Origin of the sequence: Alkalihalobacillus sp. AL-G, from assembly GCF_030643805.1 — a bacterium.
Taxonomy (GTDB): domain Bacteria; phylum Bacillota; class Bacilli; order Bacillales; family Fictibacillaceae; genus Pseudalkalibacillus.
The window spans coordinates 1513584-1536303 of record NZ_CP094656.1; the positions used below are offsets into that span (position 1 = coordinate 1513584).

The 22720-nt window shown below is 40.5% G+C and carries 21 protein-coding genes; 19 read left to right on the top strand and 2 right to left on the bottom strand.

Annotated elements, in window-relative coordinates:
• The first annotated feature begins 170 nt into the window (after positions 1-170).
• From MOJ78_RS07850 to copZ, 17 genes are all read left to right on the top strand, one after another.
• Positions 171-1388: an MFS transporter gene (locus tag MOJ78_RS07850; RefSeq protein WP_304980636.1), complete on the top strand. Its 1218-nt coding sequence runs from the start codon at positions 171-173 to the stop codon at positions 1386-1388.
• Positions 1389-1687: 299 nt separating this feature from the next.
• Entirely contained in the window at positions 1688-2704 is a 1017-nt protein-coding gene (locus MOJ78_RS07855) for an ABC transporter ATP-binding protein (RefSeq protein ID WP_304980637.1), read from the top strand.
• On the top strand, positions 2673-3695 hold the full coding sequence (locus tag MOJ78_RS07860; RefSeq protein ID WP_304980638.1) for an ABC transporter ATP-binding protein: 1023 nt from the start codon (positions 2673-2675) through the stop codon (positions 3693-3695). The genes MOJ78_RS07855 and MOJ78_RS07860 overlap by 32 nt, the downstream gene beginning before the upstream one ends.
• A gap of 198 nt (positions 3696-3893) precedes the next feature.
• Complete coding sequence (locus MOJ78_RS07865; RefSeq protein WP_304981204.1) at positions 3894-5489, top strand: peptide-binding protein; 1596 nt, start codon at positions 3894-3896, stop codon at positions 5487-5489.
• Between the two features lie 134 nt (positions 5490-5623).
• Positions 5624-6574 carry an ABC transporter permease gene (locus MOJ78_RS07870; RefSeq protein ID WP_304980639.1) on the top strand — a complete coding sequence of 317 codons (951 nt, stop codon included), beginning with the start codon at positions 5624-5626 and terminating at the stop codon, positions 6572-6574.
• A gap of 12 nt (positions 6575-6586) precedes the next feature.
• Positions 6587-7513, top strand: coding sequence for an oligopeptide ABC transporter permease (gene opp4C, locus MOJ78_RS07875; protein WP_304980640.1), 927 nt, complete (start codon positions 6587-6589; stop codon positions 7511-7513).
• 23 nt (positions 7514-7536) lie between these two features.
• Positions 7537-9537, top strand: a complete 2001-nt coding sequence (locus MOJ78_RS07880; protein WP_304980641.1) for a S9 family peptidase — start codon at positions 7537-7539, stop codon at positions 9535-9537.
• A gap of 222 nt (positions 9538-9759) precedes the next feature.
• The gene (locus MOJ78_RS07885) at positions 9760-10170 is read left to right on the top strand and encodes an HIT family protein (protein ID WP_304980642.1); all 411 of its coding nucleotides are present in this window, start codon (positions 9760-9762) and stop codon (positions 10168-10170) included.
• A complete protein-coding gene (locus MOJ78_RS07890) occupies positions 10167-10928 on the top strand; it encodes a class I SAM-dependent methyltransferase (protein WP_304980643.1) in 762 nt (253 codons plus the stop codon). Before MOJ78_RS07885 ends, MOJ78_RS07890 begins: the two co-directional genes overlap by 4 nt.
• A 15-nt stretch (positions 10929-10943) precedes the next feature.
• Complete coding sequence (locus MOJ78_RS07895) at positions 10944-12638, top strand: M3 family oligoendopeptidase (protein WP_304980644.1); 1695 nt, start codon at positions 10944-10946, stop codon at positions 12636-12638.
• A 172-nt stretch (positions 12639-12810) separates the two neighbouring features.
• Positions 12811-13518, top strand: coding sequence for a purine-nucleoside phosphorylase (deoD, locus tag MOJ78_RS07900; protein ID WP_304980645.1), 708 nt, complete (start codon positions 12811-12813; stop codon positions 13516-13518).
• Positions 13519-13726: 208 nt separating this feature from the next.
• Positions 13727-14452 carry an ABC transporter ATP-binding protein gene (locus MOJ78_RS07905; RefSeq protein ID WP_304981205.1) on the top strand — a complete coding sequence of 242 codons (726 nt, stop codon included), beginning with the start codon at positions 13727-13729 and terminating at the stop codon, positions 14450-14452.
• On the top strand, positions 14442-15467 hold the full coding sequence (locus tag MOJ78_RS07910; protein WP_304980646.1) for an ABC transporter permease: 1026 nt from the start codon (positions 14442-14444) through the stop codon (positions 15465-15467). Before MOJ78_RS07905 ends, MOJ78_RS07910 begins: the two co-directional genes overlap by 11 nt.
• 282 nt (positions 15468-15749) lie before the next feature.
• Positions 15750-16418 (top strand): TetR/AcrR family transcriptional regulator, encoded by a 669-nt coding sequence (locus tag MOJ78_RS07915; protein ID WP_304980647.1) that lies wholly within the window; start codon positions 15750-15752, stop codon positions 16416-16418.
• A gap of 130 nt (positions 16419-16548) precedes the next feature.
• Complete coding sequence (locus MOJ78_RS07920) at positions 16549-16848, top strand: metal-sensing transcriptional repressor (protein WP_304980648.1); 300 nt, start codon at positions 16549-16551, stop codon at positions 16846-16848.
• A 20-nt stretch (positions 16849-16868) separates the two neighbouring features.
• Positions 16869-19292 (top strand): heavy metal translocating P-type ATPase, encoded by a 2424-nt coding sequence (locus tag MOJ78_RS07925; RefSeq protein ID WP_304980649.1) that lies wholly within the window; start codon positions 16869-16871, stop codon positions 19290-19292.
• Between the two features lie 330 nt (positions 19293-19622).
• Positions 19623-19826, top strand: a complete 204-nt coding sequence (copZ, locus tag MOJ78_RS07930; RefSeq protein WP_304980650.1) for a copper chaperone CopZ — start codon at positions 19623-19625, stop codon at positions 19824-19826.
• 69 nt (positions 19827-19895) lie between these two features.
• Here copZ and MOJ78_RS07935 read toward each other — a convergent pair.
• A protein-coding gene (locus MOJ78_RS07935) for an IS3 family transposase (protein WP_370529725.1) occupies positions 19896-21232 on the bottom strand; the annotation gives its coding sequence in 2 pieces (ribosomal slippage) (positions 19896-20821 and positions 20821-21232; 1338 coding nt in all).
• Between the two features lie 256 nt (positions 21233-21488).
• Between MOJ78_RS07935 and MOJ78_RS07940 the strand changes: the two genes are divergently transcribed.
• Both MOJ78_RS07940 and MOJ78_RS07945 read left to right on the top strand, forming a co-directional pair.
• Positions 21489-21851, top strand: coding sequence for a YuzC family spore coat inner layer protein (locus MOJ78_RS07940; protein ID WP_304980651.1), 363 nt, complete (start codon positions 21489-21491; stop codon positions 21849-21851).
• A 161-nt stretch (positions 21852-22012) separates the two neighbouring features.
• Complete coding sequence (locus MOJ78_RS07945; RefSeq protein WP_304980652.1) at positions 22013-22228, top strand: DUF2188 domain-containing protein; 216 nt, start codon at positions 22013-22015, stop codon at positions 22226-22228.
• Between the two features lie 136 nt (positions 22229-22364).
• Here the strand turns inward: MOJ78_RS07945 and MOJ78_RS07950 are convergent, their stop codons facing one another.
• Complete coding sequence (locus tag MOJ78_RS07950) at positions 22365-22697, bottom strand: protein YmzB (RefSeq protein ID WP_304980653.1); 333 nt, start codon at positions 22695-22697, stop codon at positions 22365-22367.
• Positions 22698-22720: the final 23 nt, after the last annotated feature.

A 22720-nucleotide genomic window follows, 5' to 3' on the forward strand; every position in this document is an offset into this window, starting at 1 on the left:
TTTAGCATGAGGTATTAAAAAAACATGGTGCATTCCCGCCATTTCCGTTTTATAATACTTAGTGACTCGAAATAAATACGAAAGCGGAAGCGCCATCGCGTGCAGAAGCTAGACATGAAGTCTTTTAAAAAAACTAACATATAAAGCAGCTATAGAGAGGGGATAGCGGGATGTGGAAAAACCGGAATTTCATGCTATTGATGTTCGGCTTAGCAGTCTCCAGCACCGGTTTATGGGTTGGGATCATTGGGAATCTTGAGTTTTTACAACAGAATGTAGAGTCATCTTTTCTGCAAGCATTAATCATACTTTCTGGTTTTCTTGTCGGTATTTTCCTTGCTCCGATGGCGGGGAGGGTTATCGATCGAGGTAATAAGCGAAACATACTAATTTATGCAGGAATAGCCCGCTGTTCAGCAATCTTTTTTATGTACATGGCTATTGCAGCCAATTCAGTTTGGTGGATGCTCGTTTATACTTTTGTAATAGGTATTTCAGGAACTTTCGCCAACCCAGCTATGCAGACATTGTTACCGATGATTGTATCGAAGGGCCAACTCCTTGAAGCGAATGGAATACATGTGAATATTTTTACTGGTGCGCGGATTGTTGGAACAGCACTCGGTGGGGTTATGCTTGTAAGTATGTCGTTATTTTCCCTTTATACAGTGACGTTGATATCGTATGTTTTGCTTCTCGTATCAACGTTTTTCATACAAGTTGATGAAGGTGCGAAATCATTGGAAAAGGGTAATGAGAAAGAGAATTTCCTTAGTACCATTCGTGAATTATTCCCTATCATCAAAGAGCGCCCAATGGTAGTCAATGGGATTCTCCTTCTTATTCCGGCGTTCCTGTTTTTGTCAGGATTTAATTTGACGGTCATCGAAATCAGTGAATTGCAGCATGATTCCGGAATAAAAGGGGTTCTCTATACGACTGAAGGTTTATGCGTGTTTCTTGGAACGTATTTATCTAAACGCTTCTTCAATGAAAATCCAAGGCTAAAGTACTTGCTGGTCATCACACTCGTTATTGCGACAGCACATACTTCTTTAATTTTAGCAGATCATCCTATGATGTCGATCTTTTCATTTGGATTATTCGGTCTCGCTGCTGGGACATTATTTCCGGTTGTAACGACGATTTTTCAGACAGAAGTACCTTCCGATTATCATGGGCGATTCTTCTCAATCAAGGGAATGGTGGACAACATTATATTTCAGGTATTAATGCTTTTAACTGGACTATTTCTGGATACAATCGGTTTTAAGACAATGGTCATAGGATTCGGGATTACATCGTTCATTTTTGTTTTCGGAATAATAATCATACGTCGACTGAAAATTTCTCGGAAAAAGACGAATTCTGTAACTATATCAAAATAATTGTCGAATGACAAAATGCATGGAATTTATTTCTGTGTTTTTTTTTGTGTAAAAAATCTAAAAATGACGAAAAGCCTTGATATATATACATTAGTAAGGTTTAAAAAGTAGTAATTTCGGCCCTGGTAATGAGTCACTTATATTAAAAAATTAAATTTTCTTTAAAAAACATCTTGATTGTTCTATTTCCTATACTTATAATGTTTTAAAACAATTCAAAATATAAACAAAGTTCTAACATTTCAATATCCTTAGACGAAAAATACATCAAAGGTAATGAATAAAGGGGGTTTGGTAGTTTGAAGGACTTACTTCAGGTCAAAAACTTAAAGACACACTTTTTCGACAAAAAACAAACTGTCAAAGCAGTCGATGGAGTGAATTTTGAAATTAAAACAGGTGAGACTGTCGCCCTAGTTGGAGAGTCCGGATGTGGGAAAAGCATGACATCACTTTCTATCATGCGATTGGTTCCTGGTCCAAATGGAAAAATCGTTGAAGGTGAGGTATTGATGGGTGATAAAAATTTACTCGAACTTACTGAAAACGACATGTGTAAAATCAGAGGAAATGAGATCTCAATGATTTTCCAGGAGCCGATGACGTCACTTAATCCTGTACTGACAATTGGTGAACAGATCATTGAAGTCATTACATACCACAAACGGTTACCTCGTAAGGAAGCAGTAAAACAGGCCATTGAATTACTTAAAATGGTCGGTATACCCCGAGCTGAAGATATTATAACAGATTATCCACACCGTCTTTCAGGTGGGATGCGACAACGTGTAATGATTGCCATGGCAATGAGTTGTGACCCGAAACTGTTGATCGCTGATGAACCAACCACAGCATTAGATGTAACCATTCAAGCGCAAATTTTAGATCTTATGAAAGATTTGTCCAAAAAAGTAAATACTGCGATTTTGTTAATTACACATGACCTTGGTGTCGTATCAGAATTGGCTGAACGGATTATTGTCATGTATGCAGGCCAGATTGTCGAACAAGCATCTGTTGATGATATTTTTGAGAAGCCTCTTCATCCATATACACAGGGGTTGATCGAATCAGTACCCGATATAAATGGTGAAATTGGACGGTTGAATCCAATCAAAGGCAATGTACCCACACCTGAACAAATGCCGAATGGGTGTCGTTTTGCACCTAGGTGTTCCCACGCATTCGGGCGTTGTCATGAAGAAGAACCACAGTTGGTGAGCAAAAAAAACAATACGAGAGCAGTCCGTTGCTTTTTGTACGATGAGGAAACGGAGGTCGGAAATGACACCCAAAACAAACACACTCACAGTTGATTCCAAACAAGAGAAAAACAATGGAGCGATACTTGAAGTATCGAACTTAAAGATGTATTTTCCGATTAAAGCTGGAGTTATGCAACGAACAGTTGGAAGTGTAAAAGCGGTTGATGGAATATCCTTTCGAATGCAGCCGGGTGAAACGTTGGGGATTGTTGGAGAGTCCGGATGTGGTAAATCGACCTTAGGCAGGGCGATCATCCGTCTCTATCAACCTACGAGAGGTAACGTCATTTTTAAAGGACGGGATATCACCAAGCTTTCAGAAAGTGAGCTAAGGAAGACTGTAAGGAAGCAAATTCAAATGATCTTTCAGGATCCTTTCGCCTCCTTAAATCCAAGGAAAACATTGGAGAATAGTATTATCGAACCTTTGAAAACACATGGCTACCCTGCACAAGAACAAAAAGAGAGGGTTGCAGAACTTCTTGATACAGTCGGGCTGAACGCTACATTTGCAAACCGATATCCCCATGAATTCTCAGGAGGTCAGCGTCAAAGAATCGGTATTGCAAGGGCACTCGCTTTGAATCCAGATTTAGTTATTGCTGATGAACCAGTGTCTGCATTGGATGTATCGATTCAAGCACAAATCATCAACCTGATGGAAGATTTGCAAAGTAAATACAACCTGACTTATCTATTTATCTCTCATGATTTAGGTGTTGTCCGCCATATTTCAGACAGGGTCGGCGTGATGTATCTCGGCAATATGATGGAGCTCGCTGAAAAGAACGACCTTTATAAAGAACCACTTCATCCATATACACAAGCATTATTGTCCGCCGTACCAATTCCGAAGAAAAAGGGCCAGGTGAAACGGGAGAGGATCATATTGTCTGGAGATTTACCAAGTCCCGCGAATCCGCCTAACGGTTGTGTATTCCATACACGCTGTCCTGCAGCAATGGATGTTTGCAGACAGGAAATACCAAAGCTCCAAGAAATTCATCCAAAGCATTATGTAGCATGTCATCTTTATGAGTGACGTAAGTGACCGTGGAACTTAGACTCAGCATTTTAAATGCTTTGTTATACAAAACTTTCTTATTCCATGGAAAGGGGTGAATCTTAGTTCGTTGAACCTTTGTCAACCTTTTTTAAAAATCCAAACTATTAGGGGGTAGAGCATTTGAAAGGTAAAAAGAAATTTCATTTGTTGTTCGTATTGACGTTAGTGTTATCCATGTTTTTAGCGGCATGTAACGCAAATCCTGAAACAAAAGAGCCTTCGAATGAAGGCACAGAAGGCAGTGAAGAGGAAAAGCCAGAAGGTCCACAAGAAGGTGGCGACCTTATCGTTGGCTCCATCGGGGCTCCGACACTTTTCAACGATTTGTATTCAACGGATATTTCAAGTTCTGATATTTCCGAATGGTTATACGATGGGTTAGTCCGGTTCAATGAAAAATTGGAGCCTGAACCTGCTATTGCAAAAGAATGGAAGATTTCAGAAGACGGGACTATTTGGACGTTCTATCTGAATGAGGGTATTACATTCCATGATGGTGAACCTTTGACAGCGGATGATGTCGTATTTACGTACAGCATCCCGTTACACGAAGATTATGTTGGTGCTCGTGCTTCAAACTTTGAAAAGATCGAAAAGATTGAAGCGGTCGATGACCACACAGTTAAAATTACACTTAAAGAGCCATTTGCTCCATTCTTTGTAACAGCAGCTTATGGAATACTGCCTGAACATATTTTAAAGGATGTGCCAATTGCCGAATTAGGAGAACACGAGTTTAATACCAAAAGTCCTATCGGATCTGGTCCGTTCAAGTTTGAAGAATGGAAGGAAGGTCAATACGTAAAGGTTACAGCGAATGAGAATTACTACAAAGGTCGACCGTACTTAGATTCTATTACGTACAAGATTGTTCCTGATGCAAACGCGCTGATGGCACAGCTTGCTGCAGGAGACGTTCATGAAGCTGCTGTCCAATCACCAGACCTAGCAACAGCTAAAGATCTCGAAGAAAAAGGCAAGATCCAGCTCTCTACTAATCTATCTCTTGGGTATACTTACATTGGTTGGAACCAGAAGAATGAATTGTTCCAGGATGTGAAGGTACGACAGGCATTGACAATGGCCATCGATCGTGAGGCGATTATCGGAGCTGTATTGAATGGAGATGGTGAAATCGCTCATGCACCATCCAGTCCACTAAGCTGGGCTTACAACCCGGATGTAGCGAAATTCAACTTTGATGTAGAAAAAGCGAAGGCACTTCTTGAAGAAGCCGGATGGACACCTGGAGACGACGGCATCTTACAAAAAGATGGAAAGAGATTCTCATTTGAGCTGAAAACGAACCAAGGAAACAAAGCTCGTGAACAAATTGCAACAATCGTTCAGCAGCAATTGAAACAAATTGGCATCGAAGTACAGCCGAAAATCATGGAATGGAGTGCGTTCATTGAAGATGTAACTGCTCCGAACTGGAATTATGATGCGTGTATCCTCGGTTGGAGCCTGTCTGCAGATCCAGACCCAACTGATTTATGGCATTCGAAGGAACGTGAACAAGGGCTGAACTTTGTACACTTCTCTGATCCAGAGCTTGATAAGCTGATGGAACAGAATACGAAAGAACTTGATCAGGAAAAACGTAAGGAGATCATTGCTGAAATACAATCAGGAATTGCAGAACAACAACCGTATACGTTCCTTTACTACCCGAACGATCACTATGCATTAGATGCAAAGCTGCGTGGTCACGTTCACCATCCATCCAGTGAATTTTACATGATCGAAAAATGGTGGTTGGAACAATAATACTTTGGAGTTCTCGGGGTGGGACTGACATGTGTTTGCTGTCAGTTCCATTCCTCTTTATAAAAATATTCATGAACTAATAATTTTATTAAATCATTAAAGAAAGAAATTCAGGAAAAAGGGGGAATTTCTGCTTGCTCTCATATATAATTCGTCGAGTATTAATGGCTATTCCACTACTGATTGGAATTTCAATCCTGTCGTTTGGAATCATCCATCTGGCACCTGGAGACCCGACTGCCCTTTTGATGGATCCGAATATCAAACCTGAAGACCGAGTCGCTTTTATGGAGAAATATGGGCTCAATGATCCGATGCATGTCCAGTACATGAAATGGGTTGGAAACATGCTACAAGGAGATTTCGGGCAATCATTGATTCGAACTGGTACAGATGTATCATATTTAATTATTGCGAGGTTGCCAAACACATTGTTTCTCATGCTCGTTTCTACGATACTTGCTATTGTGATCTCCATTCCATTTGGCATCATTTCTGCAAGGAAGCCATACACCCTTACAGATTATTCTGTAACAACTGTTTCTTTTATCGGCCTTGCTACACCGAATTTTTGGTTTGGACTCGTATTGATCATGTTCTTATCCGTTCAGGCAGATTGGTTTCCGACCGGCGGAATTGCAACTCTGAATGAACCGTTCAGTCTATGGGATCGTATCCATCACCTGATTTTGCCGGCTTTCGTACTTGCTACAGCAGACATGGCTGGTCTGACTCGTTACACACGGACGAGTATGATAGACGTATTAAATCAAGATTATATACGTACTGCACGGGCAAAAGGATTTAAAGAACGTAAAGTCGTGTATAAGCACGGGTTAAGAAATGGCTTGATACCAGTCATTACCATTTTCGGGGTCATGTTACCGTCATTTTTTGGAGGAGCTGTTGTTGTTGAGAAAATATTCAACTGGCCTGGTATTGGATTATTATTCATTGATGCAGCTTTCCAGAGAGATTATCCAGTAATTATGGCGGTTACTATTATAGCAGCAGTGATAACCGTTATTGGAAGCTTGATCGCTGATATCCTATACGCTGTATTTGATCCAAGAATCGAGTATTAAGGGGGAGAAGAGATGTCACAGCCTGAAAATCAATTGCGCCCAAATGTACCGGTTCCTCCAGAGCCATTAGCACCTTTTCCTCAAGAGAAACCTGATACATTAACAAAAATTGCGATTGATAAATTTGTAAAAAACAAGCTGGCAGTCATCGGCTTGATTGTATTGACGTTAATTATCGCTTCAGCAATTTGTGCTCCTTTACTAACCCACTACAATCCTGCAGACATGCAACTGTTAAAAAAACTACAGCCTCCCAATAGTGAACATTGGTTAGGTGTCGATACACTCGGTCGGGATATGTATACACGCTTATTATATGGTGCGAGGGTATCGTTGCTTGTCGGATTTGCTTCTGTTACAGCATCGATCTTTATTGGGACGATCATCGGGGCTTTCGCTGGTTACTATGGTGGGAAAATTGATGCATTTTTAATGCGCGTAGTCGATGTGTTTCTGTCTTTTCCAAGCTTATTCTTATTGATTACACTTGTAACGATTTTCGAGCCAAGCATTGATAAGTTAATTCTTGCGTTTGCCTTGTTCGGTTGGACAACAACTGCACGATTAGTGAGGGGAGAATTCTTGTCATTGAGATCACGTGAATTTGTTCTTGCAGCTAAAACGATGGGGGTGAAAAGCTACAAAATCATTTTCTCGCATATTTTACCAAATGCAATGGGACCTATAATCGTTACAGCAACCCTGAATGTCGGAATCGTCATCCTTGCTGAATCTGCCCTAAGCTATCTCGGTTTAGGTATCCAGCCTCCCACACCAAGCTGGGGGAATATGCTTCAGGATGCTCAAAGTCTGACGATTATGAATACTGCACCATGGTACCCAATTTTTCCGGGAGTGATGATCCTGATCACCGTACTCGCATTCAACTTCGTGGGAGACGGTCTTAGAGATGCGTTTGATCCAAAGATGAAGTCCTAAACCTGATATGAAGGAGGAATAATATGAAAGACGACAGCGGTGTTAAGGTAGATGATCTTTATCGATTTAAATTTGTAAGTGATCCACAGGTTTCACCGGACGGAAGTCAACTAGCGTATGTGGTAAAGGAAATTAATGAAAACCAAGACTACCAATCGAATCTATATTTGTTTGAGACGTCAACTCGAAAAATAGTAAAGTGGACATCTGGGGACTCTATTGACTTTTTTCCAAGGTGGTCTCCCGATGGCCAATCACTTTTGTTTCTATCAAATCGTTCGGGTGACAATCAAGTTTGGACGATTTCGGCAAAAGGCGGTGAACCCGACCAGCTTACTTCTGTGAAAGGTGGCGCTTTACAGCCTTCATGGAGTGCTGATGGTACTTGTATACTTTATACGTTTACCGATTCGATATCCGAGCAGGAGTGTAACGGAAAGAAAAAACCAATTGAAATCGACCAGCTCAGGTATAAAGCAGACGGTAAATCTACCTTTACACAAAATTCTTATCAACAGATTGCTAAGATCAATCTCGATGATCGTATCGTACAACCCTTAACCGATCTAAAAGCAGATCATTTTCACCCCAAAAGTACACCTGACGGCAAAGGGTTTGTTTTTGCATGCTTTGAAGAGGATGTACCAGGGTTATATCGACACTCAAAAATCATATTAAAGGGGTTTGATGATGAAGAGGTTGTTATCTCTGACCCTAAGGGGACATACTCCCATCCCACCTGTTCACCTGATGGGCGCTTTATTGCGTATATTGGTCATAAGCAGCAATTTAAAGGGGCTACATATAACGAAATTTGGGTGTACGATCGGGAAAATGAAACAACAAGATGTTTAACAAAGCAGTTGGACATTCAGGTGGGAGACGTGATGATCAGTGATTTGCATGCTGTCGAACCATCTCCTCATCTAACATGGAATGCAAACAGTGAAACGCTTTATTTTTTGGCCAGTGAGTTCGGTAATACAGAACTGTACGAGATCGATTTATATGGAAACGTGGATAAGATTGTGGAAGGTGACCGTCATATCTATCAATATGCGATGGACGATGATGCGAGACGGGTTTACCTTGCTGTCAGTACGCCTACCCATCCTGGTGAACTCGTACTGCATGAGATTAATAATCTGAATGAAGAACCGGTTACAGCACACAACAATACATTTCTAAATAATATTACGTTATCAGTACCAGAGCCTGTACAATTCCCTAGTCAGGATGGGACAGTTATCCATGGTTGGTTGCTGAAGCCGATTGGATTTCAACGGGAACATTCCTATCCGCTTGTCCTGGAGGTCCACGGTGGACCGCATATGATGTACGGAAATACGTTTTTCCATGAATTTCAGGTACTTTCGAACGCAGGATATGGAGTTCTGTATCTTAATCCAAGGGGAAGTCATGGTTACGGACAGGCCTTTGTAAATGGCTGCAGAGGGGATTATGGCGGCGGTGATTATCAAGATTTGATGGCTGGGATTGACCACGCCCTTGAAAGCTATGAATGGATTGACCAAGAGCAGTTATATGTGACTGGTGGTAGCTATGGTGGATTTATGACAAATTGGATCGTAGGGAGCACGAATCGGTTCCGTGCTGCTGTAACTCAACGCTCGATCTGTAACTGGCACAGTTTCTATGGAGTGAGTGATATTGGCTACTTCTTTACGGAAGGGGAGATTGGTGCTCATATGGAGAATGATCCGGAAAAGCTTTGGTACCATTCACCGCTGAGACTTGTGAAAAATGTTGAAACACCATTGCTGATTTTACATGGAGAAAAAGATTATCGTTGTCCTATCGAACAAGCAGAGCAATTATTCATTGCACTAAAGCAACAAAACAAGCCTGTGCGGCTCGTCCGATTCCCTGATGCAGATCACAATCTTTCAAGAAATGGTGATCCGGCAATGAGGGTGGAAAGGCTAAAGCAGATCGTAGGTTGGTTTGAACACTACCGTTCAATTGATACTAAACGAGTATCAGTAGATGTAAGTGCTCAGTGAAAAATTGATTAACTAGAGAGTGATTCATATGTGCCAGGCTGATTCCTGCGACAGCATTCCGTGTAATATGGCGTAATGTTGTACAGGAGGGGGCCTGGTTTTTTTAAAATACTTATTTATCCAAGTTTTATCCAAGTATACTCAACCTTGGCAGGGAAAATCTCTATTATTCGAGAATAGTGTAATGGAGCTTCAAAATAAACAAAGTGAGGTAAATATTTTATGTTTGATTGTCCATTTTGCAATCCGGAGAAAGACCCAGACCAGAAAATCGTGTTTGAAAATGAACATTGTTACTTTTTACAGCATCCCCGTCATCAGGATGTCTTAGAAGGCTCTGGGGTAATCGTACCGAAAAATCATCAGCAGGATGCTTTCGCACTTACAACTGATGAATGGGAAGCTACTCAGGAGTTACTTCAAGAAGCGAAGGAATACATCGATCGAACTTATAAACCTGATGGATATACGCTTGGCTGGAATGTCGGGGAAGTGTCCAATCAATTCATATTCCACGCACACTTTCATATCATTCCAAGATACAATGATGAGCCTTATGCAGGAAAAGGCGTACGCTTTTGGCTGAAAAGCGAGGAGAATAAACGTCCTGATAAAGTAAGGAGCGGTCAATGAATCGGGAAGAAAAGTTGAGGATTTATCAACAGCAAGCAAATCAGCCTTTTTCAGGCTGGGATTTCCGATATATATCCGATACAGGAAGAGTTGCATCAGAACCGCTGCCATGGAGTTATGCGAGTATTGTTTTACCGTGCATACAAAATTCCACCACGATGCTTGATATGGGAACAGGTGGCGGGGAGTTTCTGTCCATGTTGCAGCCATTACCTAGCAATACCTTTGCGACTGAAGGGTATGCGCCGAATGTCCCAATTGCAAAAGAGCGACTCGAACCAATAGGCGTTCAGGTTTTTGAATTAGAGGATGACGACACACTCCCATTTCAAAATGAACAGTTTGATCTAATTATTGACAAACATGAAGCCTACTCAGTAAAAGAGCTCCACCGTATATTGAAAAAAGGTGGTCGTTTCATGACACAGCAAGTTGGCGGAACGGATCAGCTTGGCATCAATACAGCTCTAGGTGAAAAGAACACAATAGGGTACGATCACTGGAATCTGGAATACGCCAGAAAAGAACTTGAAACAGCAGGATTCACGATTGAAATTGCGAAAAAAGCCTTTCCATATTCGCGTTTCTATGATATTGGTGCACTTATCTATTATTTAAAAGCAATACCGTGGCAAATTCCTGATTTTTCAGTAGGATTACATTTTGAAAGACTTGTTGAATTGGAAAAGGAAATTGTTCAAAAAGGATATCTACAGTTTAAGGAAGACCGCTTCATCATTATGGCGGTTAAATATTAAAAGGAGTTGAACACATTGAAGTTTAATGATTTTGCTTATGATCGTCCAGATATGAAAGACTTTGAAATGGATTTTTTGTCCGTATTAAAACAATTTGAAGATGCTGAAAGCTATGAAGAACAGAGTCAAGCATTACAGGGAATCGTTAAACTGAGAAATGAATTCGATTCGATGATGAGCATTTGCCATATTCGACATACGATCGATACGAATGATGAATTTTATCGAACAGAAAAGGATTTTTTTGACGAGCAGTCTCCTGTGTATGAGGGACTTACCTCAAAGTTTTATCATGAATTGGTCAATTCAAAGTTTCGTGACCAGTTGGAAAAAGAATGGGGTCCGCAGTTATTTACAATTGCAGAACTGACTTTAAAGACATTCTCAGATGAAATTATTGATGATTTGAAAAAAGAAAATAAACTTACAACCGAATATTCCAAACTAATAGCCTCGGCAAAAATTGATTTTGAAGGTGAGGAACGAACACTTACCCAGCTCACTCCGTTCATCCAATCTCAGGACCGCTCTTTGCGAAAAAGAGCAAGTGATGCGAAGTACCGATTTTATGTTCAACATGAGAAAAAACTGGATGAAATTTATGATCAGCTCGTCAAAGTCCGTACACATATCGCAGAAACATTGGGATATACGAATTTTATCGAACTGGGTTATGCACGGTTAACACGGTCGGATTATGATGCTGACATGGTGGCTAACTTCCGAAGACAGGTGAAAGAATATATCGTTCCTGTTGCACAGCGGCTTTATACTCGGCAAAAAAAACGAATCGGTTTGGATTCCTTGACTTATTATGATGAACCGTTTAGTTTTAAATCGGGTAATCCCACACCAAAAGGGAACCCGGATTGGATTATACAAAACGGTAAAAAGATGTATTCTGAGTTGTCACGAGAAACAAGCGAGTTTTTCAGCTTTATGCTGGATAATAATCTTATGGATTTAGTCAGTAAACCGGGAAAAAGATCTGGCGGGTATTGTACATACATCCCTGAATACCAGGCGCCTTATATTTTTTCGAATTTCGTAGGTACCTCACATGATATCGATGTACTGACACACGAGGCAGGGCATGCTTTCCAAGTGTACTCAAGTCGACATTTCACAGTACCTGAATATAGTTTTCCTACCTATGAGGCTGCTGAAATACATTCGATGAGTATGGAATTTTTCACATGGCCTTGGATGGAGCTGTTTTTTCAAGAAGACACTGAAAAATATAAGTTTAATCATTTAGGAAGTGCGATTAAATTCATACCATATGGAGTAGCTGTGGATGAATTTCAGCATTTCGTCTATGAACATCCCGCTGCAACACCTGCTGAGCGGAAGGCTGCATGGCGAAAAATTGAACGTGAGTATCTGCCTCATCGAAACTATCAGGAAAATGATTACCTCGAGCGCGGTGGTTTCTGGCATCAACAGGGTCATATTTTCAGAACGCCTTTCTATTACATCGATTATACGCTTGCTCAAATTTGCGCACTGCAATTTTGGAAAAAGGCGAGTGAGGATCGTTCGGCCGCATGGGAAAATTATTTAATCCTCTGTAAGCAAGGCGGAAGCAAATCGTTTACAGCACTTATGGAGGTTGCCAAGATAAATTCCCCATTTGAGGATGGCTGTATCGAATCAATCATAAATGACATTGAGGAATGGCTTGATAGCGTGAATGATCAAAAGCTATAACGTAAAAGTAGTTGTTGATCAACATCAAAAAAAAGATCTTCTTCGTTATTGAACATTTGAATACTCATAGAATACGCAATTCAACTACTGATTTTTACAGGATGAACGATCTAGATTCCGGTTACCCTAAAATTTAGGTGATACAACAATAGATAGAGAAGGAGGCTGTGATATGAGCATTCATATTGGAGCAAATGAGAATGAGATTGCAGAAACGATTCTTCTACCGGGAGATCCGCTACGGGCGAAATATATTGCTGAAAATTTTTTAGAGGATGTTTCTTGTTATAATGAGGTTCGTGGAATGCTAGGATTTACAGGAACCTATAAAGGGGAGCGAATCTCCGTACAAGGGACCGGAATGGGTGTTCCTTCGATTTCCATTTATGTACATGAACTAATCGAAAGCTATGGTGTGAAAAACTTGATCCGTGTCGGAACATGTGGTGCGTTCCAAAAAGACGTTAAGGTTCGAGATGTCATTTTGGCGATGGCATCATCCACAGACTCATCAGCGAACCAGCACCGTTTTAACGGAGTTGATTTCGCCCCAACCGCAAGCTTCGACCTGCTCTATCGTGCATTTGAGACAGCAAAAGAGCGTGGTGTACCAGTAAAGGTTGGAAATGTCTTCACGAGTGATACGTTTTACAATGATACGATGGACCTTGCTAAACAGCTAGCTGATTATCAGGTTCTAGCTGTAGAAATGGAAACGACAGCACTTTACACACTAGCAGCTAAGTTTGGAGTGGATGCACTTACCGTCTTGACTGTAAGTGACCACGTCTTTACTGGAGAAACGACATCCTCTGAAGAACGTCAAGAAACGTTCAATGAAATGATTGAAATAGCACTGGATGCAGCAATCAAAAAATAAATGTGAACAAGATAACTATTGAAAGCACCTGAAGGCTTTAAAAGGGATTTGTTAGAATAAGAAACCCTAAAAGCGCTACAGGTGCTTTTTATGTTATTAACAAGTACATCATTAGTAAAGAAGGAATCCTTTGAGAGATATTGAATATTATAAAAATGAGTAAGTACTCACTTTTTTATTGGAGGGTGATTTAACAGTGGAAGAGCAAATGGAAGTCATTCAACTAAAAAACATTAAAAAAAAGTATGGTAACACTGAGGTTATTAAAGACACGTCTTTAACAATTCAAAAAGGAGAGATTTTTGGTTTGCTGGGACCATCGGGTTCTGGAAAAACCACACTCATCAAAATGATCTCCGGTATTGAATCTCCAAGTGAAGGTGCGATTTACTTATTTAAGGAAAAAATGCCCTCTCATGATTTGATACGTAAAATCGGCTATATGGCTCAATCGGATGGACTTTATCTAGATCTGACTGGTTTGGAAAATCTAGTTTTTTTCGCTTCGATAAACGGCTTAAGAGGGAACCAAAAAAAGAATAAAATCAAAGAGGTTCTTGACTTAATCAATTTAACTGGCCATGAAAACAAGCTTATAAGGAATTATTCTGGAGGAATGAAGAGAAGATTATCACTTGCGGTGTCACTTTTACATGATCCTGGGGTTCTGCTTTTGGATGAACCGACCGTCGGAATTGATCCTGTTTTACGTCAATCCATCTGGGATGAACTTCGTCAGTTAAAATCAAAAGGGACAACGGTGCTCGTCACGACGCATGTAATGGATGAGGCAGAAAAGTGTGATCGGCTCGCGATGATGCGCAATGGGGAAATCATTGCAATCGGGTCACCTGATGAATTAAAAGAAAGTACGGGTTCGTCTTCGATCGAAGAAGCTTTCTTAGAGTATGGAGGTGTTAAGAATGAGGGTTAGTGCACTGATCATCAGAATAATGAAGCAGTTTGTGCATGATAAACGAACTCTTGCGATGATGCTTGTTGCTCCATTACTGATCTTGACAATCGTTTCTCTCGTATTCAATGGGAAGGAAGTAAGTCTTAACATTGGTATCGGTGAAGTACCTGCTGCAATTCAATCCGACTTTAAAGAAAACGATGACATAACAATTGAGGAAGTTGGCCAAAATCATATCGAAGAAAGATTTAAAAACGGAAGCTTAGATGCATGGCTAAGCTTTGGGAATGACCAGCCGACAATTATTTTGGAAGGAAGCGATCCAAAAAAGAACCGTCAAGTATTAGCCGTAGTACAAAGAGTCTCTCAACCGAGTTTGAAACGTAACTCTTTAAAACCGGAAATAACCTACTTTTACGGTTCTGACGATATGTCTAGTTTTGATAACTTCGGTCCAGTGCTGATCGGATTTTTTGCTTTCTTTTTTGTGTTTTTAATTTCAGGTGTATCCTTTTTAAGGGAAAGGACAGGGGGTACGTTAGAGAGATTGATGGCGAGCCCTTTGAAAAGGTGGGAAATCGTTGTTGGCTACCTTCTAGGGTTTGGTTTCTTTACACTCATACAATCTACTTTAATCGTCATCTACTCTATCTATGTGCTTGACCTGCTTATGCTAGGGGATTTTGTTTGGGTGTTGATCATCACGCTCCTTTGCGCATTCACTGCACTTTCATTGGGAACGTTGCTATCAGCTTTTGCTCAAAACGAATTACAGATGATTCAATTCATTCCAATTATCATCGTACCTCAAGTCTTTTTTTCAGGATTGTTTGATATTGAGACGATCTCGGACTTGGTAAGCTGGATCGGTCCGCTTACGCCGCTTTACTATGCGGCAGAAGCTTTACGTGATGTAATGATACGAGGACTTGGGTGGGAATACATTGTGTTGGAGATTGCTGTATTAGTCGGTTTTTCTCTCGTATTTATTGTTATGAATATCGTTGCATTACGTAAATATCGTAGTTTTTAGAGGATATTCAAAAAGTATCCAATTGATAAACGGCGAATTTCAGCGTTCCTTATGTACCTGCGTCTACAAGTTAAATCTTGGAAGAAAGCTTCCTCGGTACAACTCGTAGCATAAATGCAAGTACCGCTCGTCGCTCCGGTCCTCAAAACTGTCGTGCCTTGGGCTCATACGATGTGAGTCAGTTCGATGTTATCACAGGACGTGATGATCATAGTCGAACTTCTTATATGTTTTTCTGATTTGTCTACTTTTTGAATTACATTTTGAGTAGGGAGGATTTGAATGAATTTTGATGAGTGGGTTGGGGAGTTTTTCCAAGTACTTGATGAAGAGAAAATGACCCCGAAACAAAAGCAAATATTACTTGCTGCGGTAGAAGTGTTTGCAGAAAAAGGCTATGCAGGGACCTCTACTTCAGAAATTGCGAAAAAAGCAGGTGTAGCAGAAGGGACGATCTTCCGACATTACAAAACGAAAAAGGAGTTGCTTTTATCCATTGTTGCTCCGGTGGTTGCAAAGCTGGTCGCTCCGTTCGTAATTGAAAACATTCGAAAAGTGATCGATCAGGATTTCCCATCGTATGAAGATTTTTTACGGGCATTAATTAAAAATCGTATCGAATTTCTGCGAAGTCATTTTAGGGTGATAAAAATTTTCATGCAGGAGATCCCATTTCACGACGAGCTGAAGGAGCAGTTTCAGCATTATGTTGCCGAGAATGTATTAGTAAGATTTCAATCGATTGTAAGTCATTTTCAAGATAGGGGGGAACTCATTGACCTGCCAGCCATATCAATCATTAGACACACAGCTTCTGTTATCGGAGGGTTATTGATCGCGCGATTTCTCATTGTTCCTGATGCCGAGTGGGAGGAAGAACAGGTGATCGAAGAGACGATTCAAATGTTGCTATATGGGATTAAAGCTAAGGAAAAGTATTCGCGGTGCTGATTGTAAATGGTCAGCACTCTATTTTTTGTTGATAATGCTATCTTAATAAAATAGGTGTATCCTTTTTGATTGACTTTACATACGATAGGGGGGTATAGTAAATGTATAAAAAACAAATGAGGTGATGAAAATGCCTGAACATGATTCGCCGATCATACCACGTTCAGATAATGAAAAAATTAAGCTGCAAAACCGGTTGAAGCGTATTGAAGGTCAAGTTCGAGGTCTGCAAAAGATGGTTGATGAAAATCGTTATTGCATGGATATCCTCGTTCAGATTTCTGCAATTAATTCAGCGTTGAAGCAAGTAGGTTTTTCATTAATGGAGCGACATACGAAAACATGTGTGAAACACTCTTTAGAATCAGGTAATGGTGACGATTATGTAGAAGAACTGATGGATATTATCAAGCAGTTTTCAAAATCCTAATTTAAAGTAGGTGGTTTCAGATGAATGATACATTAGAGCAAAACAAAAACCAGAAAGAACACACAATACCCATAACAGGTATGACGTGCGCTGCCTGCTCCAACCGTATAGAGAAAGTACTAAATAAAATGGACGGGGTGGAGGCGAATGTCAACCTCACAACTGAAAAAGCGAAAGTGGCTGTTGACCCAGAGAAAGTGAATACTAAGGATATCATTGAACGGATCGAAAAGCTTGGATATGGTGTACCGACCGAAAAGGTTGAACTCGATATCCATGGTATGACCTGTGCTGCGTGTTCTGCACGAATAGAAAAGGTCGTAGGGAACATGGAAGGTATATCAAATGCATCCGTTAACCTAACAACAGAAGCCGGAGTCATTGAATATAATCCTGGTCTAGTTTCAGTACAACAAATACTTGACCGTATAAGTAAGCTAGGTTATTCAGCCGAACCACTGCAAGAACGGAATACGAAGGAAGCTGCAAAGGATAAGGAATTAAAGAAAAAGCAACGAACCTTACTCCTATCGATTTTGTTATCGCTGCCATTACTCTACACAATGGTCGGGCACTTACCTTTTAACCTTGGTCTCCCTGTTCCGCACACTCTGATGAATCCGTGGGTGCAGTTGTTATTCGCTACTCCAGTTCAATTTTATATCGGGGGTCCTTTTTACAAGAGTGCATTCAGAGCCTTGTTGAATAAGAGTGCCAACATGGATGTCCTTGTTGCCCTAGGAACCTCGGCCGCCTACTTTTATAGCTTTGCAGAGGCGATTCGATCGTGGTTGAATCCCGGGTATGAACCGAATCTATACTTTGAAACAAGTGCGATCCTGATCACTCTGATTCTCGTCGGAAAATATTTTGAATACATGGCAAAAGGTCGGACTACGCTTGCTATCAAATCATTGCTTAACCTACAAGCTAAGGAAGCTATTGTTATCCGAGACGGGGATGAAACGAAAATTCCAATTGATCAAGTAGAAGTAGGGGATCACGTCATAGTAAAACCAGGTGATAAAATCCCTATTGATGGAAAGGTTTTGAAAGGAAAGTCCTCAGTGGATGAATCGATGATAACAGGTGAGTCGATTCCGATTGAAAAGCAACCTGATGACCTTGTAATTGGTTCGACCATCAACAAAAACGGTGTACTCACAATTGAGGCAGAGAAGGTTGGGAAAGATACGGCACTTGCTGGAATTATCCGTATCGTTGAGGAGGCGCAAGGATCAAAGGCACCTATACAACGATTAGCAGATGTCATTTCAGGCGTATTTGTTCCGATTGTTGTTGTCATCAGCATTGTCGTATTTTTTGCTTGGTATATGTTTGCTGTGCCCGGTGACTTGGCTGCTGCACTTGAAGCCTCGATAGCCGTCCTTGTCATTGCTTGTCCATGCGCATTAGGTCTTGCCACTCCGACTTCAATCATGGTTGGAACAGGAAAAGGTGCCGAACAAGGGATTTTATTTAAAGGCGGGGAATATTTAGAAGGCACACATAAAATCGAAGCGATCTTACTCGATAAAACGGGCACGATTACGAAAGGGAAACCTGAAGTGACAGATTGGATTCCGATTACAGATGAAAAGAATTTACTATCGTTTGTTATTGCCGCCGAGAAAGCATCGGAACACCCTTTGGCTGAAGCAATTGTAAATTACGGGGTCGAGCAACAAGCTGATTCGTTTATCGCTGATGATTTTGAGGCAATACCTGGCCATGGTATAAAAGCTATTGTAAATGAAAAACAAGTACTGGTCGGTACAAGGAAATTGATGAACCTTGAACAAGTAGACTTTTTAGAATATGAGGATAAAATGGCAGCACTTGAGCAAGATGGCAAAACGGCGATGCTTATCAGCTTGGATGAAAAGCTTGCGGGTATTATTGCTGTAGCAGATACAGTCAAAGAATCTTCTAAATCAGCAATTCAATCACTACAAGATTTAGGTATCGAAGTTTATATGATTACGGGTGACAACAAGCGGACCGCACAGGCCATAGCAGATCAGACAGGGATTGACGGCGTTTTTGCTGAAGTGCTTCCAGAGGAAAAAGCTGATAAGGTTAAAGAGCTTCAAGAAAAAGGGAAGCGTGTAATGATGGTCGGTGATGGTATTAATGATGCACCTGCACTAGCACTTGCAGATATTGGTGTAGCGATCGGAACTGGAACAGACGTAGCAATCGAAACAGCAGATATCACTCTTGTCGGAGGCGACTTAATGAACCTGCCAAAAGCAATTCGATTAAGCCGCAAGACAATGACAAACATCAAGCAGAACTTATTTTGGGCACTATTTTACAATTCAGCCGGGATTCCGATTGCAGCCGTAGGGTTATTAGCGCCATGGGTCGCTGGAGCCGCAATGGCATTCAGTTCAGTTTCAGTTGTTAGTAACTCTCTTCGGTTGAAGCGAGTGAAAATATAGGGGATGTTCAAAAAGTATCCAAGGGCTCATGTACCTGCGTCTACAAGTGAATGCTCCGAGGTAAGGTTCCTCGGTACAACTCGTAGTCTTCGTGCAAGTACCGCTCGTTGATAAACGGCGAATTTCTATGTTCCTTGAAAAAGAAGTTCACTTTTCCTTCGTGCGAGGTACCGCTTCCGTAGGTTATTCTTGTACTCGGTTTTTCCGGTCCTCACGTATTAACACTATACGTTCCGGTCCTCAAAACTGTCGCGCCTTGAACTTCTTGTTTCTGATTCGTCTACTTTTTGAACTCATATTAAAAAAAGATTGTAAGGGAGGATTTTTATAATGGAAAAAACATTGAATGTAAAAGGTATGACGTGTGGTCATTGCAAACAGTCTGTGACAAACGCATTACAGGAATTAAATGGAGTTGACCAGGTTGAAGTGAATCTAGATGAAGGAACGGCAAAGGTATCTTATGAGGATAGTAAAGTAACTGTAGCTCAAATGAGAGAAGCGGTAGAAGGTCAAGGTTATGATGTTGTGTAAATAGCATGAATATTAAGTTGAAAGGGCAGGATAATCTGTACCCCTTGTAAAGGACAATTTTAAAAAAGGCTAGGCTGCGTTAAGAAGATGATCTCTGTATTGAACGGGGGTCATCTTTTTCATATTCCATTGGTATCTATAGGAGTTGTAGTATTTAATGGCAGTTTTTACTTCCCGTTTAAGATCTTTCAGTGTTTTACAGGATTTTATTTCAGCTAAATCTTTGAAATGACCAAAAAAGGATTCCTGTGGGGCGTTGTCCCAACAATTCCCCCTTCTGGACATGGACTGGCCCAGTCGATGTTTCTTCACCAACTTTTGATATACAGGGCTGGTATAATGACTCCCTTGATCAGAATGGATGTAGGCTCCTTTAGCCAGTTTAACCTTCCTATTCTTCTTTAACTTCTTAAGCGTGTCCATAGCGATGTCGAGCGTAATTCGATCCGAAACATTATGGGCCAATACTTCATTGGTAGAGGCATCTATAATGGTTGATAAATAAGCCCTTTCCCCTTTCCCGAAGTAGAGATATGTGATGTCTGTAAGCAGCACCTTATAAGGTACTTCCTGTTTGAACTCTCTGTTAAGCTGGTTCGAAACGACTTTGTGCTCCTGGGTGGCTTTCATAATACGCTTGTAAGGATTCGCTCTCCGGATAGGACATACAATGCCATACTTGTTCATGACTCTCCCGATTCTTTTAAGGTTATAGACAATATTAAATTGACCTGCCAGTATCATTTTAATTTGGCGGGCTCCTTTTTTACGGTTCTTAAAGTGAAAGGCTTTGAGAATAACATCCCGGACAACTTCATCCTTTTTCTCTTTTTCCCTTCTTCGCTTTACTTGTTTCGCTGAAAAATAGTTATAGTAGCCTTGACGAGATACGCCTGCAGATTTACAAAGGTAAGTGATCATGTTTTTTAACTTATATTTCTCAATGATGTATCGAATGAGGACGAACTTCTGATCAGCTGATAAGATCAGTTCTTTTTCTTTAGCCCCCTTTCGGCGAACTTTATCTTTTTTAGCAATTCGTTCTCTGCTTTCAATAAATTATTTTCCGCCTCTAACCTTGCATATTTTTCTTCATTGGAAAGTTCTCTTTTCCTTGGTCTTCCTGATTGTCCTCTTCTTGCATCCTGAAGTCCCAGTGCTCCATTTTTACGATAGGCTTTCCCCCACCTTTCAGCAGAACATTTAATACGTCTAGTTCCAATAATCTCTGTATCAAACCCGTACTCTTCAAAAATCTCTCTAGAGAATTTCCCACGTTCCTTTTGAACAATAAACAGCTGCTTGAATTCATCAGTATAGGTGATGGCTTTTGAAGTAACGGACTTAACATAAGGATTTTTTGATAATAGTTCGATCTCTTTTTTTGTGAAGCATTTTTTACTCATGTGTGTTCTCCCATCCCATTTTTCACTCTAATTGTACACAAAAAGACCCTGCAGAGTAGACCTTTTTTTAATGTGTCTACTCTACAGGGTACAGTTTAGGAAACTCCTGCTCTTTTTTTAATTTGTATTCGCGTCAATTTTTTTTTGCATGAAACATGGCTATTTCCGCGTCAACAATGCCTTTTTTAACATTGGCAGTGTAAAAGGTCCGTGGATAACCTTCTAAGAATACAGTAATCAAAAGGAGGGTGATCCAATGTCATTCAACACTTGGAACGGATATTCTGGTTGGGGCGAATGGTATCCACGATTACCGATGAATCCGTTAGAGACGGACCCTAAAGATATTACAAAGCTCATGTTTTCTGCTAAAAGTTTCATGTCCCCTACTCAAGAGGTTTATAGATTGTTACAGGAAATTGCTTCAAAAACAGATTTTGCGAGGCAGTTAAAGCGTGCAGCGGAATTGAATCAGAATCAGAAAGTAGACCAACTAATCAAGTCTACTGGTGTGCAGACAGACTTTGAAACGAGGATTACACCTGATGGGATCCGGATTGAATTTCAGCCTGATTCGACAGATGCTTGCTTCGATCTTACGCTTTCCCTTTGTTGGTGATGTCGAATGGCTCACTTTGGCAACCATACTAGATTGGGAAAACTCTACTGAAAATACAACGATTTTAGGCATGAAAACCTGTTGACTTTCCCAATACAAAGCTTATTAAAGCTGTGGTAGGATTAAAGTACATTAAATAATTTGTTAAAGGATGTGGGAAAATGTCTAGAATGATTGTTACCGTAAAACGTGGGAAAAGGTGGGCCAATATTTTAGACGGAAATTACCGTTCATCCAGTACACACTTTACTCAGGAAGAGGCAATTGATGTCGCACGTCAAAGGGCTCAGCAAAAAGGGTACGAGCACGTGATCTATCGAAAGGATGGAACAATTCGCGAGGTCAATAAGTATTTGCCGCTGACGGTTCAGAGATAGTTTAATTCATATAAGGACATAGGAGAACAATTCACCAATATGTCCTGCTAAATTTTAATAATCCTAACCAAATGATCGTTTTTTGAAGGGACTGACTCTTATGTTGATGGGAGTTGGTCCCTTTTTTGGCATTCGTTTATCGTTTAAAGGCAATTCGGTATCGGCCCCTGGCAGTATCAAATGATAAATTATCCTCAGCAATCATTACGTTTTCAAGTCCTTCTAGAGGAATGTCATAGCTTTCATATGGAAGTGAAGCGGTCATTTGTCCTTCCAATATCAGACCTTCTCCACTTAGTTGGAGTGTGTTTCCCTCCATATAATCTTCAGTATCACGGGGTTGAGGCTTATACCGTACGTCTTCCAATGTTAAAAATGTCTCATCCAGATCGTTCATTTCTTCCTTTTGTATGAGTAGTTGTTGTGAGACCCAATTGTTGAGTGTGCCAATCAGTTGTTCTGTTTCCATCTTTTTCACCTCTAACTGATAAG